Annotated in this window: 20 protein-coding genes and 1 pseudogene; 12 read left to right on the top strand and 9 right to left on the bottom strand. The window is 60.4% G+C overall.

Translation table 11 applies throughout. The features are described from left to right. From rluB to L9059_RS06575, 5 genes are all read right to left on the bottom strand, one after another. Positions 1-956 (bottom strand): 23S rRNA pseudouridine(2605) synthase RluB (rluB, locus tag L9059_RS06595; protein ID WP_247289440.1); only part of this gene is annotated, 956 nt, incomplete at its 3' end. Between the two features lie 213 nt (positions 957-1,169). Beyond that, positions 1,170-2,141 carry an SMC-Scp complex subunit ScpB gene (gene scpB, locus L9059_RS06590; RefSeq protein WP_247289438.1) on the bottom strand — a complete coding sequence of 324 codons (972 nt, stop codon included), beginning with the start codon at positions 2,139-2,141 and terminating at the stop codon, positions 1,170-1,172. Between the two features lie 11 nt (positions 2,142-2,152). Continuing rightward, complete coding sequence (locus L9059_RS06585) at positions 2,153-2,971, bottom strand: segregation and condensation protein A (protein WP_486969856.1); 819 nt, start codon at positions 2,969-2,971, stop codon at positions 2,153-2,155. Beyond that, on the bottom strand, positions 2,972-3,601 hold the full coding sequence (locus L9059_RS06580) for an L-threonylcarbamoyladenylate synthase (RefSeq protein WP_247289436.1): 630 nt from the start codon (positions 3,599-3,601) through the stop codon (positions 2,972-2,974). Positions 3,602-3,614: 13 nt separating this feature from the next. After that, on the bottom strand, positions 3,615-4,478 hold the full coding sequence (locus L9059_RS06575; RefSeq protein ID WP_247289434.1) for a PHP domain-containing protein: 864 nt from the start codon (positions 4,476-4,478) through the stop codon (positions 3,615-3,617). Between the two features lie 87 nt (positions 4,479-4,565). On the opposite strand from L9059_RS06575, the gene L9059_RS06570 reads away from it, so the two are divergent. The 6 genes and pseudogenes from L9059_RS06570 to L9059_RS06545 all read left to right on the top strand — a co-directional run bounded on the left by L9059_RS06570 (position 4,566) and on the right by L9059_RS06545 (position 8,501). Beyond that, complete coding sequence (locus L9059_RS06570) at positions 4,566-5,162, top strand: septation protein A (protein ID WP_247289431.1); 597 nt, start codon at positions 4,566-4,568, stop codon at positions 5,160-5,162. 1 nt (position 5,163) lies between these two features. After that, positions 5,164-5,463 (top strand): YciI family protein, encoded by a 300-nt coding sequence (locus L9059_RS06565; RefSeq protein WP_162436839.1) that lies wholly within the window; start codon positions 5,164-5,166, stop codon positions 5,461-5,463. Between the two features lie 101 nt (positions 5,464-5,564). Beyond that, positions 5,565-5,645, top strand: a pseudogene (locus tag L9059_RS06560) (translation initiation factor 2); the annotation flags it as partial. A 7-nt stretch (positions 5,646-5,652) separates the two neighbouring features. Further along, positions 5,653-6,330 (top strand): response regulator transcription factor, encoded by a 678-nt coding sequence (locus L9059_RS06555; RefSeq protein WP_247289429.1) that lies wholly within the window; start codon positions 5,653-5,655, stop codon positions 6,328-6,330. Positions 6,331-6,533: 203 nt separating this feature from the next. Next, positions 6,534-6,983 carry a Spy/CpxP family protein refolding chaperone gene (locus L9059_RS06550; RefSeq protein WP_247289427.1) on the top strand — a complete coding sequence of 150 codons (450 nt, stop codon included), beginning with the start codon at positions 6,534-6,536 and terminating at the stop codon, positions 6,981-6,983. Positions 6,984-7,160: 177 nt separating this feature from the next. Then, entirely contained in the window at positions 7,161-8,501 is a 1,341-nt protein-coding gene (locus tag L9059_RS06545) for a sensor histidine kinase (RefSeq protein ID WP_247289425.1), read from the top strand. Positions 8,502-8,543: 42 nt separating this feature from the next. On the opposite strand, the gene L9059_RS06540 is transcribed toward L9059_RS06545, so the two are convergent. After that, entirely contained in the window at positions 8,544-9,110 is a 567-nt protein-coding gene (locus tag L9059_RS06540; RefSeq protein WP_247289423.1) for an NAD(P)H nitroreductase, read from the bottom strand. A 122-nt stretch (positions 9,111-9,232) separates the two neighbouring features. Here L9059_RS06540 and L9059_RS06535 point away from each other — a divergent pair, with 122 nt between their 5' ends. Then, complete coding sequence (locus tag L9059_RS06535) at positions 9,233-10,687, top strand: TrkH family potassium uptake protein (protein WP_247289421.1); 1,455 nt, start codon at positions 9,233-9,235, stop codon at positions 10,685-10,687. On the opposite strand, the gene L9059_RS06530 is transcribed toward L9059_RS06535, so the two are convergent. Then, positions 10,644-11,705, bottom strand: a complete 1,062-nt coding sequence (locus L9059_RS06530) for an AraC family transcriptional regulator (RefSeq protein ID WP_247289419.1) — start codon at positions 11,703-11,705, stop codon at positions 10,644-10,646. The two genes, L9059_RS06535 and L9059_RS06530, sit on opposite strands and share 44 nt — an antisense overlap. A gap of 161 nt (positions 11,706-11,866) precedes the next feature. Between L9059_RS06530 and L9059_RS06525 the strand changes: the two genes are divergently transcribed. Together L9059_RS06525 and L9059_RS06520 are read left to right on the top strand one after the other, a co-directional pair. Further along, a complete protein-coding gene (locus tag L9059_RS06525) occupies positions 11,867-12,178 on the top strand; it encodes an Mpo1-like protein (RefSeq protein ID WP_247289417.1) in 312 nt (103 codons plus the stop codon). Positions 12,179-12,205: 27 nt separating this feature from the next. Next, positions 12,206-12,796, top strand: coding sequence for an HD domain-containing protein (locus L9059_RS06520; protein WP_247289415.1), 591 nt, complete (start codon positions 12,206-12,208; stop codon positions 12,794-12,796). A 43-nt stretch (positions 12,797-12,839) separates the two neighbouring features. On the opposite strand, the gene L9059_RS06515 is transcribed toward L9059_RS06520, so the two are convergent. Further along, complete coding sequence (locus L9059_RS06515; RefSeq protein ID WP_247289413.1) at positions 12,840-13,655, bottom strand: UDP-2,3-diacylglucosamine diphosphatase; 816 nt, start codon at positions 13,653-13,655, stop codon at positions 12,840-12,842. A 135-nt stretch (positions 13,656-13,790) separates the two neighbouring features. Here L9059_RS06515 and L9059_RS06510 point away from each other — a divergent pair, with 135 nt between their 5' ends. Further along, entirely contained in the window at positions 13,791-14,555 is a 765-nt protein-coding gene (locus tag L9059_RS06510) for a helix-turn-helix transcriptional regulator (protein WP_247289411.1), read from the top strand. A gap of 67 nt (positions 14,556-14,622) precedes the next feature. Further along, the gene (locus L9059_RS06505; protein WP_247289409.1) at positions 14,623-15,516 is read left to right on the top strand and encodes a DMT family transporter; all 894 of its coding nucleotides are present in this window, start codon (positions 14,623-14,625) and stop codon (positions 15,514-15,516) included. On the opposite strand, the gene L9059_RS06500 is transcribed toward L9059_RS06505, so the two are convergent. Continuing rightward, positions 15,510-15,797 (bottom strand): Rdx family protein, encoded by a 288-nt coding sequence (locus tag L9059_RS06500; protein ID WP_247289407.1) that lies wholly within the window; start codon positions 15,795-15,797, stop codon positions 15,510-15,512. The two genes, L9059_RS06505 and L9059_RS06500, sit on opposite strands and share 7 nt — an antisense overlap. 70 nt (positions 15,798-15,867) lie before the next feature. Here L9059_RS06500 and L9059_RS06495 point away from each other — a divergent pair, with 70 nt between their 5' ends. Continuing rightward, entirely contained in the window at positions 15,868-18,057 is a 2,190-nt protein-coding gene (locus L9059_RS06495; RefSeq protein WP_247289464.1) for a patatin-like phospholipase family protein, read from the top strand. Positions 18,058-18,062: the final 5 nt, after the last annotated feature.

Raw genomic sequence — 18,062 nt, 5'->3', positions numbered from 1 at the left:
GGACGCTCGCCTTCGATGTGCGGCTCACGGGCCGGACGCGGGTTGGCGGCAGGAGCACCAGCGGCTGGACGCAGGGTCCGGACACGCTCGGTAGTGCCCATAGGACGCGACGACTTGCGCTGCATACGCTCAAGCTTGTCCTTGCTCTTTGCATTCATCTGCGGCATGGCCACAGGCGTCAGGCCGACCTCAGCACTCAGAATGTCGACTTCGTATTGGCTCATTTCGCGCCAGCGACCCATCGGCAGGTCCGAGTTGAGGAACACCGGACCGAAACGCACGCGCTTCAGGCGGCTGACCACCAGGCCCTGGGATTCCCACAGACGACGAACTTCGCGGTTACGACCTTCCATGACCACGCAGTGGTACCAATGGTTGAAACCTTCGCCACCTGGCGCCTGCTTGATATCGGTGAACTTGGCCGGGCCGTCTTCGAGGACAACCCCGGCTTTCAAGCGCTCGATCATCTCGTCATCGACTTCGCCACGCACACGTACCGCGTATTCACGGTCCATTTCGTAGGAAGGATGCATCAGGCGGTTGGCCAACTCACCGTCAGTGGTGAACATCAGCAGACCAGTGGTGTTGATGTCCAGGCGACCGATATTGATCCAGCGACCTTCTTTCGGGCGCGGCATCTTGTCAAATACGGTTGGACGGCCTTCCGGGTCATTGCGGGTGCAGATTTCACCGTCGGGCTTGTTGTACATGATCACGCGGCGAACCGACTCGGCGGCTTCTTCGCGCTTGATCACCTTGCCATCGATGGTGATGGCGTCATGCAGGTCGACGCGCTGACCGAGGGTGGCGTCTTTGCCATTGACCTTGATGCGGCCGTGGCTGATCCAGGCTTCCACGTCACGGCGCGAGCCGACGCCGATACGGGCGAGGACTTTCTGCAGTTTTTCGCCTGCTGGGCCGATTTCCTGGTCGTCTTTCTGGTCGTTGATACTCATCTGGGCACCTCCCGGTGTGGTCTGTTCAGGACGCGCTGAGAAGGCGTCCTGAAGCGTTGTCTATCTGGTACTTGGGCGAAGGGATCGCCGAAGGGTCGCGAATCATACGCGCATGCGCAGATTTACGCATCAAAGACTAGCGCAAGGTGCCCTGGTTATTTGCTTTTGCGCCGAGCGGTAGGTCCGAATCTTCATTGCCCACAGGGCTTGGGGTCAGTCTTCGAACTCGCGGCGTTCTGCTTCGATCGCGTCGGCGAGTGCCCGGGCTTCTGCTTCTTCGTCGCTCAGTTCGGGTTCGGGTGCCGGCTGTTCAAGCGCCGCTACCGCCGCCAACAGTTTTTCGCGAGCCTCGGCCACGCCCAACACATCGTCTTCCCGTTCTTCAACTGTGGCTTCGACCTCAACCTGAAGTTCAACTTCGATTTCAGGCCCAGGCTCATCCGGCAACGCTTCGGCATCAGTCATCGCAGCATCGCGCAGGATGTCGTCGAAATCGGTCTTGAGCCCCTCCTCCATCGTATCCAGCTCCAGCAGCAAGGTATGGAAGCTGGTTTCCTCCTTGGGCTCCTCCGGTTCGGCGCTGGCGTCTGCCAGCTCCTGCAGGCTGGCGGGTACAGGGGCGTCGTCGAAGTCGAGCACCGGGTCGGGCTCCAGTTCGCGCAGCTCCGCCAAGGGCGGCAGATCGTCGAGGTTCTTCAGGTTGAAATGGTCGAGAAACGCCTTGGTAGTGGCAAACATCGCCGGTTTGCCGGGCACGTCGCGGTAGCCAACGATGCGGATCCACTCGCGCTCCAGCAAGGTCTTGACGATGTGGCTGTTGACCGCCACACCTCGCACGTCCTCGATTTCGCCCCGGGTGATCGGCTGACGATAGGCAATCAACGCAATGGTTTCGAGCATGGCCCGGGAATAGCGCTGCGGACGCTCTTCCCACAGGCGGCCGACCCACGGCGAGAACTTCTCGCGGATCTGCAGGCGATAGCCAGAGGCGACTTCTTTCAATTCAAAGGCGCGACCGTCACAGGACTTGGCCAGGATCGTCAGGGCCTTCTTGAAGACTGGCGGCTCAGGACGCTCGGCTTCTTCGAAGAGTTCGAACAGGCGTTCAAGCGATTGCGGTTTTCCCGAGGCCAACAGAAAGGCTTCAAGCAGCGGTGCCAGCTCACGGGGTTCAGTCAGGTTCATGATTCAACTCGTTATTCGGCTCGGGCCCGCACGTGGATCGCCGCGAACGGCTCGTTCTGCACCAGCTCAACCAAGGATTCCTTGACCAGTTCGAGGATTGCCATAAAGGTCACCACCACCCCCAGGCGCCCTTCCTCGGCTGTGAACAGCTCGACAAAAGGTACAAACCCGCCGCCCTTGAGCCGCTCCAGCACATCGCTCATACGCTCTCGCGTGGACAAGGCTTCGCGACTGACCTGGTGACTTTCGAACATGTCGCCCCGGCGCAGCACCTCGGCCATGGACATCAGCAATTCTGCCAGGCTGACGTCCGGCACCAGCTTGCGTGCCCGAGCTTGCGGGGCGTCGAGCCTGGGCACCACGACATCACGACCGACCCGGCTCAGGCCATCAATGCCTTCGGCCGCGGCCTTGAACCGTTCGTACTCCTGCAGGCGCCGGATCAGCTCCGCACGGGGGTCGTCTTCTTCAGCCTCGATCGATTCCGCCCGGGGCAGCAGCATCCGCGACTTGATCTCAGCCAGCATCGCAGCCATCACCAGGTATTCGGCAGCCAGTTCCAGGCGCACCGACTGCATCAACTCGACATAGCCCATGTACTGGCGGGTGATTTCAGCCACCGGAATGTCGAGAATGTTGATGTTCTGTTTGCGGATCAGGTACAGCAGCAAATCGAGGGGGCCTTCGAAGGCTTCAAGAAACACCTCGAGGGCATCCGGTGGAATGTACAGGTCCAGCGGCATTTCCATCACCGCCTGGCCGTAGACCATGGCGAAAGGCAGCTCTTGCTGGGCGCCGGCCTGACTGTCGACGGGCTCTACTGCAGACATCTAGGCTTCGGCCATGAACGGCGCAGGGTCGCCGCAACCGACGCGGATCACTTCCGGCTCACCATCGGCAAGATTGATGACGGTGGACGCTTTGATCCCGCCAAAACCGCCGTCGATGATCAGGTCGACCTGGTGCTCGAGCATCTGGCGCATTTCATACGGATCGGTCAACGGATCAGTGTCACCCGGCATGATCAGCGTCACGCTCATCAAAGGCTCGCCCAGCTCTTCGAGCAAGGCCAAAGCAATCGGATGGCTCGGCACACGCAGGCCGATGGTGCGTTTTTTCGGGTGCAGCAAGAGTCTCGGAACTTCCCGGGTGGCATTGAGAATGAAAGTGTAAGGTCCCGGAAGATGAGCCTTGAGCAGACGGAATGTGCCGGTGTCGATCTTGGCGAACAGCCCCAACTGCGACAGATCGCTGCAGATCAGCGCGAAATTGTGCTTCTCATCCAGTTGGCGCAGACGGCGCACGCGCTCCACCGCATTCTTGTCGCCTATCTGGCAACCAATGGCGTAGGACGAGTCCGTGGGATAAATCACCACCCCGCCCTTGCGGATGATCTCGACAGCCTGTTTGATCAGGCGCGCTTGCGGGTTTTCCGGATGAATCTGGAAAAATTGACTCACATTCTCTACCTGTTCAGACGACGGCAATAATTGGGTCATGTTTGAATCGACACCAAAGTGGCGGCAGATCCTCCGGAATCGGGCGATATTCGCCGATCTCGGACCAGCCTCCAGGGCCATGAAAATCACTGCCGGCGCTGACCAGCAGACCGAACTCACGAGCAAGAATCGCCAGGCTGCCGACCTGTTCGGCGGGCTGATGGCCATTGACCACTTCGATTGCATGGCCTCCTGCTTGAATATAGTCAGAAATCAGCCGCCGACGCTTGCTGCGAGTGAAATCGTAGTGCGAGGGGTGCGCCAGGCTGACCCAGGCTTTCGCCGCACGCAGGGTTTGCACAGTTTCTTCCAGGGTCGGCCAATGCTGCTTGACGTCCCCCAGCTTGCCGGCTCCCAACCATTTGCGGAACGCCTCGGCGCGATCCTTGACGAAACCTTCGCGCACCATCCAGTCGGCGAAATGCGGGCGGGCAGGCGCGTTGCCGCTGTCACCCAGCTCCTGCTGGATGGCCCGTGCGCCTTCGAGCGCGCCCGGCATCCCCTTGAGCGCCAACTTGCGGCTTATTTCTTCGGACCGTAACCAGCGGCCATCGTGCAGTCGGGCGATGGCTTCGACCAGCGATGGCGCATTCATATCAAAACCGTAACCCAGCACATGGATGGTCGCACCGCCCCAGGTGCAGGACAATTCGACGCCATTGACCAGCTGCATGCCCAGCGCCGTGGCTGCCGTACGGGCTTCATCCAGCCCTTCAAGGGTGTCGTGATCGGTCAAGGCCAGGACTCGCACGCCTTTCTCGAACGCACGCGCAACCAGAACCGCAGGCGCCAGGGCGCCATCGGAGGCCGTGCTATGGCAGTGCAAATCAACATTCACAGGGAAGTGTCACCTCAAATCAGCTGGCGCTATCGCGCGCCCATATGTTTGTTATTATGCCGGCACATCCTGCTTCTGGCTGCCACTGTGAAACAATTCATCGATTTCATCCCGCTTCTCCTGTTTTTCATCGTCTACAAACTTGATCCACGGGTCGTCGACATCGCCGGCCATGAGTTGACTGTAGGCGGTATCTACAGCGCCACCGCGATGCTGATCATCAGCTCCCTGGTGGTCTACGGCGCCCTGTTCATCAGTCAGCGCAAGCTGGAGAAGAGCCAGTGGCTGACCCTCATCGCCTGCCTGGTCTTCGGCGGTATGACCCTGGCGTTTCATAGCGAGACCTTCCTGAAATGGAAGGCCCCAGTGGTCAACTGGTTGTTCGCCGTGGCGTTCATCGGCAGTCATTTCATCGGCGATCGCCTGCTGATCAAGCGCATCATGGGCCATGCACTGACCCTGCCAGAACCGGTCTGGACTCGCCTGAACATCGCATGGATCGGCTTTTTCCTGTTCTGCGGCGCGGCCAACCTGTTTGTCGCGTTCACGTTCCAGAACTACTGGGTCGACTTCAAGGTCTTCGGCAGCCTGGGCATGACTTTGCTGTTCCTGGTCGCGCAGGGTATCTACCTGTCGCGCCACCTGCACGACGCCGATACCACAACGCCAAAAACCGAGGACTGACATGCTTTACGCAATCATTGCCACAGACGTCGCCAACTCCCTGGAAGCTCGCCTGGCCGCGCGCCCTGCACACCTTGAGCGCCTGCAACAGCTCAAGGGCGAAGGCCGAATCGTATTGGCCGGGCCGCACCCGGCGGTCGACAGCAATGATCCAGGCGCTGCCGGGTTCACCGGCAGCCTGATCGTCGCCGAGTTCGACTCCCTGAGCGCCGCCCAGGCCTGGGCCGACGCCGATCCCTACATCGCAGCGGGCGTCTACGCCAACGTTTCGGTCAAGCCGTTCAAGCAAGTCCTGCCTTAGTTTGTCCCCCACGATGAACCTTCCCGGGTTCATCGTGTTCTCAATCGCTCATCCTTCCCGCTTGCCTGCCGACAACCTGCCCAATAACCCATTGGAATCAGGCGGGAGTTGCACGATTGGCCCTGCTCTGGGGTATCTTCGCCAGTGGGGCAAGTCGAAAACGTCGGCAATGGCTAAATTGAGTGATTCATGAGCGAGCTGTTATTAATTGATGATGATCAGGAGCTGTGTGAGCTCCTGGGCAGTTGGCTGAGCCAGGAAGGCTTTCAGGTCCGTGCCTGCCACGATGGCCAGAGTGCCCGCCGGGCCCTGGCTGAAACATCACCTGCGGCGGTGGTGCTGGACGTGATGTTGCCAGACGGCAGCGGGCTGGAGTTGCTCAAGCAATTGCGCAGCGATCATCCGGACCTGCCGGTACTGATGCTCTCGGCCCGCGGCGAACCCCTGGACCGGATTCTCGGCCTGGAACTGGGTGCCGACGACTACCTGGCCAAACCCTGCGACCCACGGGAACTGACTGCCCGCTTGCGCGCAGTGTTGCGCCGTAGTCATCCAGCAGCGGTGTCCACCCAGCTGGAACTGGGCGACCTGTGCTTTAGCCCGGTGCGAGGAGTGGTCAGCATCGACGAACAGGAGTTAACCCTCACGGTTTCTGAAAGCCGCCTGCTCGAAGCGTTGCTCAAGCAACCGGGCGAGCCGCTGGACAAACAGGAACTGGCGCAGATCGCCCTGGGCCGCAAATTGACCCTGTACGACCGCAGCCTCGACATGCACGTGAGCAACCTGCGCAAGAAAATCGGCCCCCACCCCGACGGCCGTCCACGCATCATTGCGTTGCGTAGTCGTGGGTACTATTACAGCCTCTGAAACTCCCCCTTGCGATCGACATAATTCGCCCCCCCTTCGGCAGCTCCCAGGGGGTCCGGGGAGATCAGGCGGCTAATTGGTTTGTCAGGCCAGGCTAAAATGCTCTTTACACAGGCTTTACGCTCCACTGACCGCTGCTTACCTTAATCTCGATAGTCTGTACTCATCCGGAACGTACCGGGAACGAGACAAGGAGATTCACCATGCGCAAGACTCTTATCGCTCTGATGTTCGCCGCTGCCCTGCCGACCGTTGCCATGGCAATGCCTGAAGGCGCGGGCCCGATGGACGGTCCGATGGACGGCCCGCGCCACGGCGGTCAGATGCACGGCATGCACGGCAAAGGTCCTTACGGTCAACTCGACCTGAGCCGCGAACAGCGCGAGCAGATCCGCAAGATCATGGGCGAGCAGATGCACGAGCGTAAGCAAGTGGTCGACAAGTACCTGGAGAAACTGTCCCCCGCCGACCAGAAAGCCATGAAAGATGAAATGGCCGCCAACCACAAGAAAGCCCAAGCAGACGTACGCGCCCTGCTGAAACCGGATCAACAGAAGCAATTCGACGAGATCCAGAAGAAAAAAGCTGAACGCCGCGCCGAATGGGCCGAGTTCAAGGCGTGGAAAGCGCAGCAACCGCAAAAAGCGCAATAATACGCTGACCACAGACCCAACGGCCCCCACCGTTGGGTTCTGTTTTTTGCAGGAGCGAGCTTGCTCGCGAAAAACGTCAACGGAAACGCGGGGTATCAGACAGCCCACGTCGTACCTGCGTTTTTCGCGAGCAAGCTCGCTCCTACAGTATAAATTCGTGTCTGCTGAGGAATTTCTGTGCGTTCACTGTTCTGGCGTATTCTGGCCAGCTTCTGGCTAGCCATCGCTCTGGTTGCAGGGCTTTCCATACTGCTGGGGCATATGCTCAACCAGGACGCATGGATTCTCAGCCGCCACCCCGGCCTCAACACCTTGGCCGAGCAGTGGACGCAAACCTTCGAAGCCCAGGGCGAAGAAGCCGCACAAGGCATCCTTGAACAGCGCAAACGCCAATATCACATCGACGTCCAGGTACTTAACGAGAGCGGCGATCCTGTGGTTCGCGGCACCTTCCCACGGCGCGCGGCGGCTTTCGAAGCACGACAGAACGACGGTGATCGCCGCCTGCCTTGGCGTCGCCTGACCGACGAGTACACCAGCGAAAAAACCGGCAACACCTACCTGCTGATCTACCGCATCCCGCACCCGGAACTCGACTCCTGGCACCGCGAAAGCCTGCTGTGGCCCTTGAGTGCGCTGGGCATCGCGCTGGTGGTACTCACCCTGTTTAGCCTGTTCGTGACCCTGTCGATTACCCGCCCACTCAGCCGTTTGCGCGGTGCGGTGCATGACTTGGGACAAACCACCTACCAACAGAACAGCCTGGTAAAACTGGCCAATCGTCGCGATGAATTCGGCGTACTGGCCAATGATTTCAACCGCATGGGCGCACGCCTGCAAAGCCTGATCGGCAGTCAGCGGCAATTGCTGCGCGATGTGTCCCACGAACTGCGCTCGCCCCTCGCAAGGTTGCGCATTGCCCTGGCCTTGGCCGAGCGGGCCAACCCGGAAGAACGGCAAAAACTCTGGCCGCGCTTGACCCGCGAGTGCGATCGCCTGGAAGCACTGATCAGCGAGATCCTGGTTCTGGCGCGGGTCGATGCCGACAATGCCAGTGCAGAAGACGTTGATCTCCACGCGCTGCTGCAAACCCTGCAAAAAGACGCCCAGCTGAGCTCACCGGAACAGGCCGTAAGCCTTGAGGCTGACTCGCAGCTCAGCCTCAAGGGCTGGCCGACGATGATTGAACGTGCGGTGGATAATCTGCTGCGTAACGCCCAACGGTTCAATCCGGCCGGAAAACCCATTGAAATGCAGGCAACTCGGCACGGGGAACGGATTGTGGTCAGCGTGCGCGATCATGGCCCAGGTGTAGATGCGGTGCATTTGAGCCAGCTGGGTGAGCCGTTCTATCGGGCTCCGGGGCAGACTGCGGCAGGGCATGGCCTGGGCCTGGCGATTGCGCGCCGAGCGGCGGAGCGGCATGGCGGGAGTCTGGTGCTGGCGAATCACCCCCAGGGCGGGTTCATTGCCAGCCTCGAATTGCCGTTGGTGCCTGGGACTGTGGTCCAGCCGTAACGATAGCGGTGTTGCCGAAACGAGGCTGCGATCTTTCGGTCTTCAGCTCTTGCCCGGCCAGGCGCTGACAAACTCCGCCAGATCAACCTTCTCCGCCACCCGCGGTTCTTTCTGTGGCGTGCCCAGGTAGAGAAACGCAATGACCTCCTCCCCTTCAGCCAAACCCAATCCCTTGGCCAGGTGCGGCGAATACGCCAGATCGCCAGTGCGCCACACCGCGCCAATCCCCTGGGCGTAGGCGGCCAGCAAGATGCCATGGGCCGCGCACCCCGCAGCCAGCATCTGCTCGGACTTCGGATACTTCACGTGATCCTGCAGTCGCGCGATCACCACGACCACCAGCGGTGCTCGCAGCGGCCCATTTCGCGCCTTGTCCACCGCCGCTTCAGTCACTTCGCTGTCCTGCAACTTCGCCGCTTCAGCCAGTAGCTCGCCCATCTGCTCCCGCGCAGCGCCCTCGACAGTCAGAAACCGCCAAGGCTGCAAATGGCCGTGGTCCGGTGCCCGCATGGCAGCGCAAAACAGTACTTCACGTTGCTCGGCGGTCGGCGCCGGTTCGAGCAGTCGTGGAACGGAAACCCGGTTGAGCAAAACGTCGAGAGCCTGCATCGGCCACCTCCAATGAAAAATGTTTGGCTATTCTAGCGGTAACTGCCGCAGGGATGGCGGTTTACATGCCCTGCCCCGCAGGTAGAATGGCGCCCTTCCCTATTACAGCCCGAGCGGACTTCATGGCGTTGCCGACCTTACGGACTATTGGTTTCATCATCGGCATATTCCTGATCACGCTGGCCATCGCCATGGTCGTGCCCATGGCCACCCTGGTGATCTTCGACCGCACCGGCGACCTGCCGTCGTTTCTTTGGGCGAGCATGATCACCTTTGTCGCCGGCCTGGCCCTGGTCATCCCCGGTCGCCCAGAACACGTGCACCTGCGCCCCCGGGACATGTACCTGCTGACGGTCAGCAGCTGGCTGGTGGTGTGCATATTCGCCGCGCTGCCGTTCCTGCTGACCCAACACATCAGCTACACCGACTCATTCTTTGAAAGCATGTCGGGCATCACCGCCACCGGGGCGACCGTACTGAATGGCCTGGACAATATGTCCCCCGGGATCCTGATGTGGCGCTCGTTGCTGCACTGGATCGGCGGCATCGGCTTTATCGGCATGGCGGTCGCGATTCTGCCGTTGCTGCGGATCGGTGGCATGCGCCTGTTCCAGACTGAATCGTCGGACCGCTCTGAAAAAGTCATGCCCCGCTCACACATGGTGGCGCGTCTTATTGTTGCAGCCTATGTCGGCATCACCATCCTGGGCAGCCTGGCATTCTGGTGGGCCGGGATGAGTCCCTTCGATGCCATCAACCATGCGATGTCGGCCATTTCCACCGGCGGTTTCTCGACCTCCGACCAATCCCTGGCCAAGTGGACACAGCCGGCGGTGCATTGGGTCGCGATCGTCATCATGATCCTCGGCAGCCTGCCGTTCACCTTGTACGTGGCGACCTTGCGCGGCAATCGGCGGGCCTTGATCAAGGATCAGCAGGTTCAGGGTTTGCTCGGGATGTTACTCGTCACCTGGCTGGTGCTTGGCACCTGGTACTGGTGGACCACCGAGCTGCACTGGCTGGAGGCCCTGCGCCATGTGGCACTGAACGTGACCTCGGTGGTCACCACTACCGGATTTGCCCTGGGGGACTACAGCCTGTGGGGCAATTTCTCACTGATGCTGTTCTTCTACCTGGGTTTTGTCGGTGGCTGCTCGGGCTCGACCGCTGGCGGCATCAAGATATTCCGCTTCCAGGTTGCCTATATCCTGCTCAAGGCCAACCTTAACCAGCTGATTCACCCGCGTGCGGTAATCAAGCAGAAGTACAACGGGCACCGACTCGACGAAGAAATCGTGCGGTCGATCCTGACCTTCTCGTTCTTCTTTGCCATCACCATCTGCGTCATCGCCCTGCTGCTGTCGCTGCTGGGAGTGGAATGGATGACCGCGCTGACGGGCGCGGCCAGCACGGTGTCCGGCGTCGGCCCAGGGCTGGGTGAGACCATCGGTCCTGCGGGTAACTTCGCGACGTTGCCCGACGCCGCCAAATGGATCCTGTCATTTGGCATGTTGCTGGGCCGACTCGAAATCATCACGGTGTTTGTGTTGTGTATTCCGGCGTTTTGGCGTCATTGACTGGCGCAGGAGCCCCCGTCAACCGCGCCCGGTATTCGCCCGGCGTGGCGTTAAACCAGCGGCGGAACGCGCGAAAAAAGTTGCTGGGGTCGGCAAAACCCAGCAAGTAGGCGGTTTCCAGCAGTGTCATATTGGGCTGAGCCAGATACTGCTCGGCCATTTCGCGACGGGTATCGTCGAGCAAGGCCTGGAAACTGGTGCCCTCTTCCTGTAATCGGCGCTGCAAGGTGCGCTGTGACAGGTGTAGCGTCTGCGCCACGGTGTCGCGCTTGGGTTCGCCCTGCGGCAGCAGCCGGCACAACACCTGTCGCGCCTTGTGGGTGACACGGCTTTCAGAAAACCGCGCCAGGTATTCGCCGGCGAAGCGATCATGCAACAGCGCCATCGCCTCATTGGCAGTGGGCAGCGGTGCTTCCATGTCGGCGCGCTCGAAGATCAGCGCGTCATAGACCGCGCTGAATACCAGCGGGGCGTGGAATGTTTGGGTGTAGGGCTCAAGGTTGACGGGCTGGTCACCCTGGAACATCACCTTGCGTGGTTGCAGGGTGCGTCCGGTCAGCCAGTTGCACAACCCCAGGGCACAGGCCAGTGAGGCCTCGGCACTTTGCCGGGTCGGCGGCAAATGGTCGCCATGCACCGTCAGAATCAGTGCGTAACCCTCGTCCAGCAGGCGAAAACTCAGGTCGGCACTTTCGGCGATGATCCGTTGATAGCGCACCAACCGCTGAAAACCTTCGACCAGGGTCTGGCTCGACATCAAGGCGTAGCCCGCCACATGAAAAGAAGCTGGCCGCACTACCTTGCCCATGTTCAGACCGATCGCCGGGTTACCCGATAGCTCGACTGCACGCTGCCACAGTCGTGTCATGGAGTCCTGGGTAAAGCGCGCATCCGGGTCATTCAGGGACGCGTAGTCCAGCCCCAGCTGCCTGAACAGAACCTGACAATCCAGGCCGTCCATTTCCAGCGCCTTGACAATACCCATTGCCCAACTTGCAGAAGTCGTTCGTTCGCTCATGGCGTTTACTGTCTTGGTGAGCCGTCTACGGCGGCGGGTTTACCGAAGGATACTAAAGTGGCGCCTATTGTCACTGGCTGATGCCAATGATCACTCTAGACTTAAATAAGCTAGCCGCAGAACAACTTGGCGCCAGAACAATAATCAAAGAGATCGCGGTCGTGGAAAACATCAAACGTTTCAACAGTTTCGCTGAGTTCTACCCGTATTACCTCAGCGAACACAGTGACAGTACCTGCCGACGATTGCACTTCATTGGCACCACACTGGTTATTTTCATTCTGGCCATGGCTATCGGCAACGGCGCCTGGCTGTTACTGCTGAGCCTGCCACTGGCCGGTTACAGCTTCGCCTGGGCCGGCCATTTCTTTTTCGAGAAAAATCGCCCCGCGACCTTCCAGCATCCGTTTTACAGCCTGCTCGGCGACTTCGTCATGTACCGCGACATGATCCTGGGTCGCGTGCCGTTCTAGGTATCGCCCGCCACTCGAGGAAAACCGATGAACGCCAATGCCCGTTTCACCCACATGCAGGACGGCACCCAGGAAGACTGGGCGATCATCGCTGCCGATTTCAGCGCTTACGCACGGCAGTTGCCAATTCGAATCGTGGCGCACCTGAAGTTGCTGGAGGGTGACTTTGGCGGCTTTCCCGTGGACCGTTTGACCCACTCACTGCAAACCGCAACCCGCGCCTGGCGCGATGGCCGTGATGAGGAATATGTGGTGTGTGCGCTGTTGCATGACATTGGTGACACGCTGGGCTCTTACAACCATCCGGACATTGCTGCGGCGATCCTCAAGCCATTCGTCAGCGCCGAGAATTTGTGGATGGTTGAAAAACACGGGATATTCCAGGGTTACTACTTTTTTCATCACCTGGGGATGGACCGGCATCTGCGCGAGCAGTTCAGCGGTCATCCGCAGTTTCAGGCGACCATCGAATTCTGCGCCAAATACGATGCGGCGGCGTTTGACCCCGCCTACGATACGCTGCCGCTGAGTTTCTTTGAGCCAATGATGGAGCGCCTGTTTGCGCAGCCGAAGAACTCGATCTACAAGGCTGCGATGCAGGAGCATGCGCCAACCTGAGATCAAAAGATCGCAGCGTGCGGACGATCTTTTGATCTTGATCTCAGGCAGGCTCAGCCACCTTCTCCGTCCTCATCTGCGCCTCCCGCGCCTGCGCATCCGCCAACCGATACAACTCGATCGACCCGTCCCAGTGCTCGATCAGCGCCGTGCACGACTCCACCCAATCCCCGCAATTAAGGTAGTCCACCCCGCCCACACGACGAATCTCGGCGTGGTGAATATGCCCGCACACCACTCCGTGCAACCCGCGCTTCACACACTCGTGGGCGATGGCCTCCTCGAAGTCACTGATAAAACTGACTGCGGTTTTCACCTTGTGCTTGAGGTAAGCCGACAACGACCAGTACCCATAACCATAGCGGGCGCGCCAGTGATTGAGCCAGCGGTTCAGCGTCAGGGTGAATTCGTAGGCTGAGTCCCCCAGAAACGCCAGCCAGCGGTGGTAACGGGTGATCACATCGAACTGGTCGCCATGGATGACCAGCAGATGCCGACCGTCCGCCGTGACGTGCACCGCCTCGTCGACCAACTGGATATTCCCCAGGATCAACTTCGAGTATCGGCGCAGGAATTCATCGTGGTTGCCGGTGACGTAGATCACCTCGGTGCCGCGCTTGCTCATGGTCAGCAGGCGGCGGATGACATTGGTGTGCGCCTGGGGCCAGTACATGCCGCTGCGCAGCTTCCAGCCATCGATGATGTCGCCGACCAGGTATACCTGGTCGGCGTGGTAGCCCTTGAGAAATTTGCTTAAGTGCTCGGCCTGGCAGTCCCGGGTGCCCAGATGCACGTCGGAAATCCACAAGGTCCGTACTCGCTGCTTGCGACCGGGTTTGGCGAGCTCGGCACTGGTCATGGGCAACCCTCCACAATGGTTTGTGCAACTGTGCGCCGGGCGAGTGAATCGCCCATGACAGTGACGCGTCAGTCCTGTGACAGCGCCGGGCCGCCAGCGCGGTGTAGAATACCCACCTTGCCCGGGAGACCTGCGATGAGACCGACCCTCACGCTTCGCCAATACACCAAGGACCTGATCATCCACAGTCACGACCATGCGCAGCTGGTGTTCGGGTTGTCGGGTGCGCTGGATTTCGAGGTGGGGGGGCATGGCAGCCAGGTGATCCAGCAGAGTTTTGTCGTGGTGCCTTCCGGCTTTCATCACGCTTGCAACAGTGCCAATGGCAGCCGCTGCCTGGTGCTGGATATACCGGGCGATCAATGGGTGGCACAGTCCCTGGGGGATCATGCCGACGCCAGCCGACGCCTGCTCGACAGCGCCGGACGCCTGCCTCTCGATGCCGGACAAAGCCAGTTGGTGAGCTGGCTGGCGGGCAGCCAGGTCAACGACCCGCTGATCGCGCAGCAGGGCGCCGTACTGCTGCTGGCCAGTCTCAACAACGTTAAGCCCGAGGTTATGGGCAGGCGGCGCCTGCCCTATGCGGCGTTGAACGCGCATATCGACCAGCACGCGGCCTATCCCCTGCAGGTCGCTGACCTCGCCCGCATCGCCGATTTGTCGAGCGCCCGCCTGCATGCACGCTTCGTCGCTGAATGCGGGCAAACGCCGATGGATTATATCCGCAGCCGTCGTCTGCACCGGGCTGTCGAGCTGTTGCGCGACACGGTGCTGCCCATCGGCGAAATCGCCAGCCGGGTCGGCTACAGCTCCCAAAGCGCGTTCGCCGCAGCGGTGCTGCGCGAATTCGGCGCCTCTCCGGGAAAATTGCGGCGCGAGGCCGGCGACAAAAGACGCTAGTCTGGCGACAGACGCGGCTGGCCGTTGTGCGATCCAATGAGTTCAATACAACGATCAAGGATCTGCAATGACTCCCCGTACCGCCCTTGGCGCCTTGCATATCGGCGCACTGATGTTCGGCCTGACCGGCGTGTTCGGCAAACTCGCGGCAGCCTCCCCGGCGGTGATCGTCTTTGGTCGCGCCGCTTTCGCCGTACTCGCCCTGGCGGTCTTTGCACGGTTCGCCAGTGCTACCCGCTGGCAGCAACTCGAAGCCGTGGATTGGCGCCGGCTGTTACTCAGCGGTGTGCTGCTGGCCGGGCATTGGGTGAGCTTTTTCATCGCGGTGAAGATTGCGGGCGTAGCGATTGCGACTTTGGGATTCGCCAGTTTCCCGGCTTTTACCGTGATCCTCGAAGGCCTGATCTTCCGCGAGCGGATTCGCGCCAATGAAATGCTCCTGGTGGTACTGGTGAGTATCGGTTTGGTGCTGGTCACACCGGACTTCGACCTCGCCAGCGGCGCCACCACCGGCCTGCTGTGGGCAGTGGGTTCAGGTTTGCTATTCGCCTTGTTGTCGCTGACTAACCGCGCCAGCTCGGCACGGATTCCGCCGGTGCAGGCCGCCCTGTGCCAGAACGTGGTGGTCGCCCTGTGCCTGCTGCCGGTGGCCGCGCCACAACTGAGTGAAGTGCGAGCCCTCGACTGGTTGTGGATCAGCCTGCTCGGGATTTTTTGCACCGGTGTTGCTCACAGTTTGTTCGTCGCCAGCTTGGCGGTGATCAAGGCGCGAACCGCCGCCGTGGTGTTCGCCATGGAACCGGTCTACGGCATCACCCTGGCCTGGCTGCTGTTCAACGAAAATCCCACCCTGCGCATGCTGCTCGGCGGCGCGCTGATCATCGTGGCCATTGTGGTCTCCAGCCGTCTTGCCGGCGGGCCAGGCAAGAAAACCGTAGCCGCAGAGGCTGCCTCTCACTGAGTGCGATCGTTGTGACCCAGGTCGCGGTCGGGATCAATCTGATCCCGAACCCGCTGCTTGAGCACCTTGGCCTCGGGAAAGCCGCCGTCACTCTTGCGCTCCCAAAGTTGCACCTCGTCACAAAATATATGGAATACCCCGCCCGTGCCGGGCACCAGCGACACTTTGCCCAGGTCGTCACCAAAGGTGCTTAGCAGTTCCTGGGCCAGCCAGGCTGCGCGCAGCAACCACTGGCACTGGGTGCAATAAGTGATGACAATTTCCGGTTTGCTGGCAGGCATATTGAGGAGACTCCAGAGGCAAGGGGCGCCGCTATAATAGCGACCTTTTTCGCTGGTCCCGAGATTCATGATGCGCCATCTTCTGTCCTGCCTGTTGCTGTGCTTGCTGCCCATCGCCGTCCAGGCCGTCGAGCCCCCTCGACCGAAAGTCGGTCTGGTGCTATCCGGTGGCGCGGCCCGGGGGCTGGCGCACATCGGCGTACTCAAGGCACTGGAGGAGCAAGGCATCCAGATCGATGCCATCGCCGGCACCAGCATGGGCGCCGTGGTCGGTGGGCTTTACGCCTCCGGCTACAAGATTGATGAGCTGCAAAAGCTTGCCCTCAATATTGACTGGCAGCAGGCGTTGTCGGATGCGCCGCCCAGGGCCGACGTGCCGTTCCGGCGCAAGCAGGATGATCGCGACTTCCTGGTGAAGCAGCAGCTCAGTTTTCGCGACGACGGCAGCCTCGGCTTGCCGCTGGGGGTGATCCAGGGCCAGAACCTCGCCCTGATGCTGGAAAGCCTGCTGGCCCACGCCAGTGACACCCGGGACTTTGACAAGCTGCCCATTCCCTTCCGCGCCGTTGCCACAGACATTGCCAGCGGCGACAAGGTGGTGTTTCGCAAGGGTCACCTGCCCCAGGTAATTCGCGCGAGCATGTCGATCCCGGCTGTGTTCGCCCCTGTTGAACTGGATGGCCGCCTGCTGGTGGACGGCGGCATGACCGATAACATCCCGCTGGATGTGGCCAGGGAGATGGGGGTCGATGTGGCGATCGTGGTCGACATCGGCACGCCTCTGCGCAACCGCAAGCAACTGACCACCGTGGTCGACGTGCTGAACCAGTCGATCACCCTGATGACCCGCCGCAATTCCGAAGAACAGCTTGCCGCCTTGCACAAGGACGACATATTGATCCAGCCGTCACTGGCGAGTTTCGGGGTTACCGACTTTGGTCGCGCCGAAGAAATGATCGATGCAGGCTATCGCGCAACGAAGATGCTCGATGCACGCCTGGCGAACCTCAAGCCCTCGCAGCCGCTGGATACCGAGTTGAGCGCCGCCCGTGCGCCGAGTGAACGCACGCCAATCATTAGCGCGATCAAGGTCGAGAACGACTCGAAAGTCGGTGATGACGTGATTCGGTATTACATTCGCCAGCACATCGGTCAGCCACTGGACCTGGGCCGCCTGCAAACCGATATGGGCACCTTGTACGGGCTGGACTACTTCGAGCAAGTGCAGTATCGAGTCGCCCACAAGGGAAATGATCACACCCTGATCATCAGTGCCCGCGGCAAGCGCAGCGGCACAGACTACCTGCGGCTGGGCTTGAATCTCTCCGACGATATGCGCGGCGACAGTGCGTTCAACCTGGGCGCCAGTTACCGCGTCAACGGCATCAACCGCCTTGGTGCCGAATGGTTGACCCGCGCGCAGATCGGTGATCGCCAGGAGCTCTACAGCGAGTTTTACCAGCCACTGGATGTCGGTTCGCGATATTTCATTGCGCCCTACGCCGCTTTCGACGCACAAAACGTCGAAGCCACCCTGGACAATGATCCGATCGCCCAATACCGGGTTGAACGCTACGGCTTCGGCCTGAATGTAGGTCGCCAGATCGGCAACAGCGGCGAAGTACGCCTGGGTGTTGGCGAAGCTTGGGGCAAGGCGGACGTGCGCATTGGCGAGCAGGATCTACCCAGCGAAAGCTTCAACGAGGGGTTTTATGAAATGAAGTATTCGTTCGATTCACTGGATAACGTCTACTTCCCCCATGAAGGTGAGGACTTCGCCCTGGCCTTTCGGCAGTACGAACCCGGCCTGGGCTCGGACAATCGCTATCGGCAATGGGAAATCGCACTGGACAAGGCCCTCAGCAACGGCCCGGACACGTTCATTCTCGGCGGCCGCTACGGCCGTACGCTCAACGACGCCAATGTGGTGACTTCGAGCTTCCTTCTCGGCGGAGCACGGCAGTTATCAGGATTCAGGGAGGATGCGATTTCCGGACAGAACATCAGCCTGATGCGCGCCGTTTACTATCGGCGCCTGACACCGCGCTCGTACCTGCCGCTGGATTTTCCGCTGTATGCCGGCGGGTCGCTGGAACGAGGTCGGGCGTGGAACAACGACAACGAGTTCGACAGTGGATACATCAATGCGGCCAGCGTATTTATTGGCTTTGACACGCCCCTGGGGCCGCTGAACTTCAGTTATGGGTTCAACGATGCGGATGAGCAAGCGGTGTACCTGAACCTGGGGCAGACTTTTTGAGCTGG

The sequence above is a fragment of the Pseudomonas violetae genome (assembly GCF_023072615.1).
GTDB classification, from domain to species: Bacteria; Pseudomonadota; Gammaproteobacteria; order Pseudomonadales; family Pseudomonadaceae; genus Aquipseudomonas; species Aquipseudomonas violetae.
The sequence above is the reverse complement of the archived record's forward strand: the minus strand, read 5'-3'. Positions and strand labels throughout refer to the sequence as shown.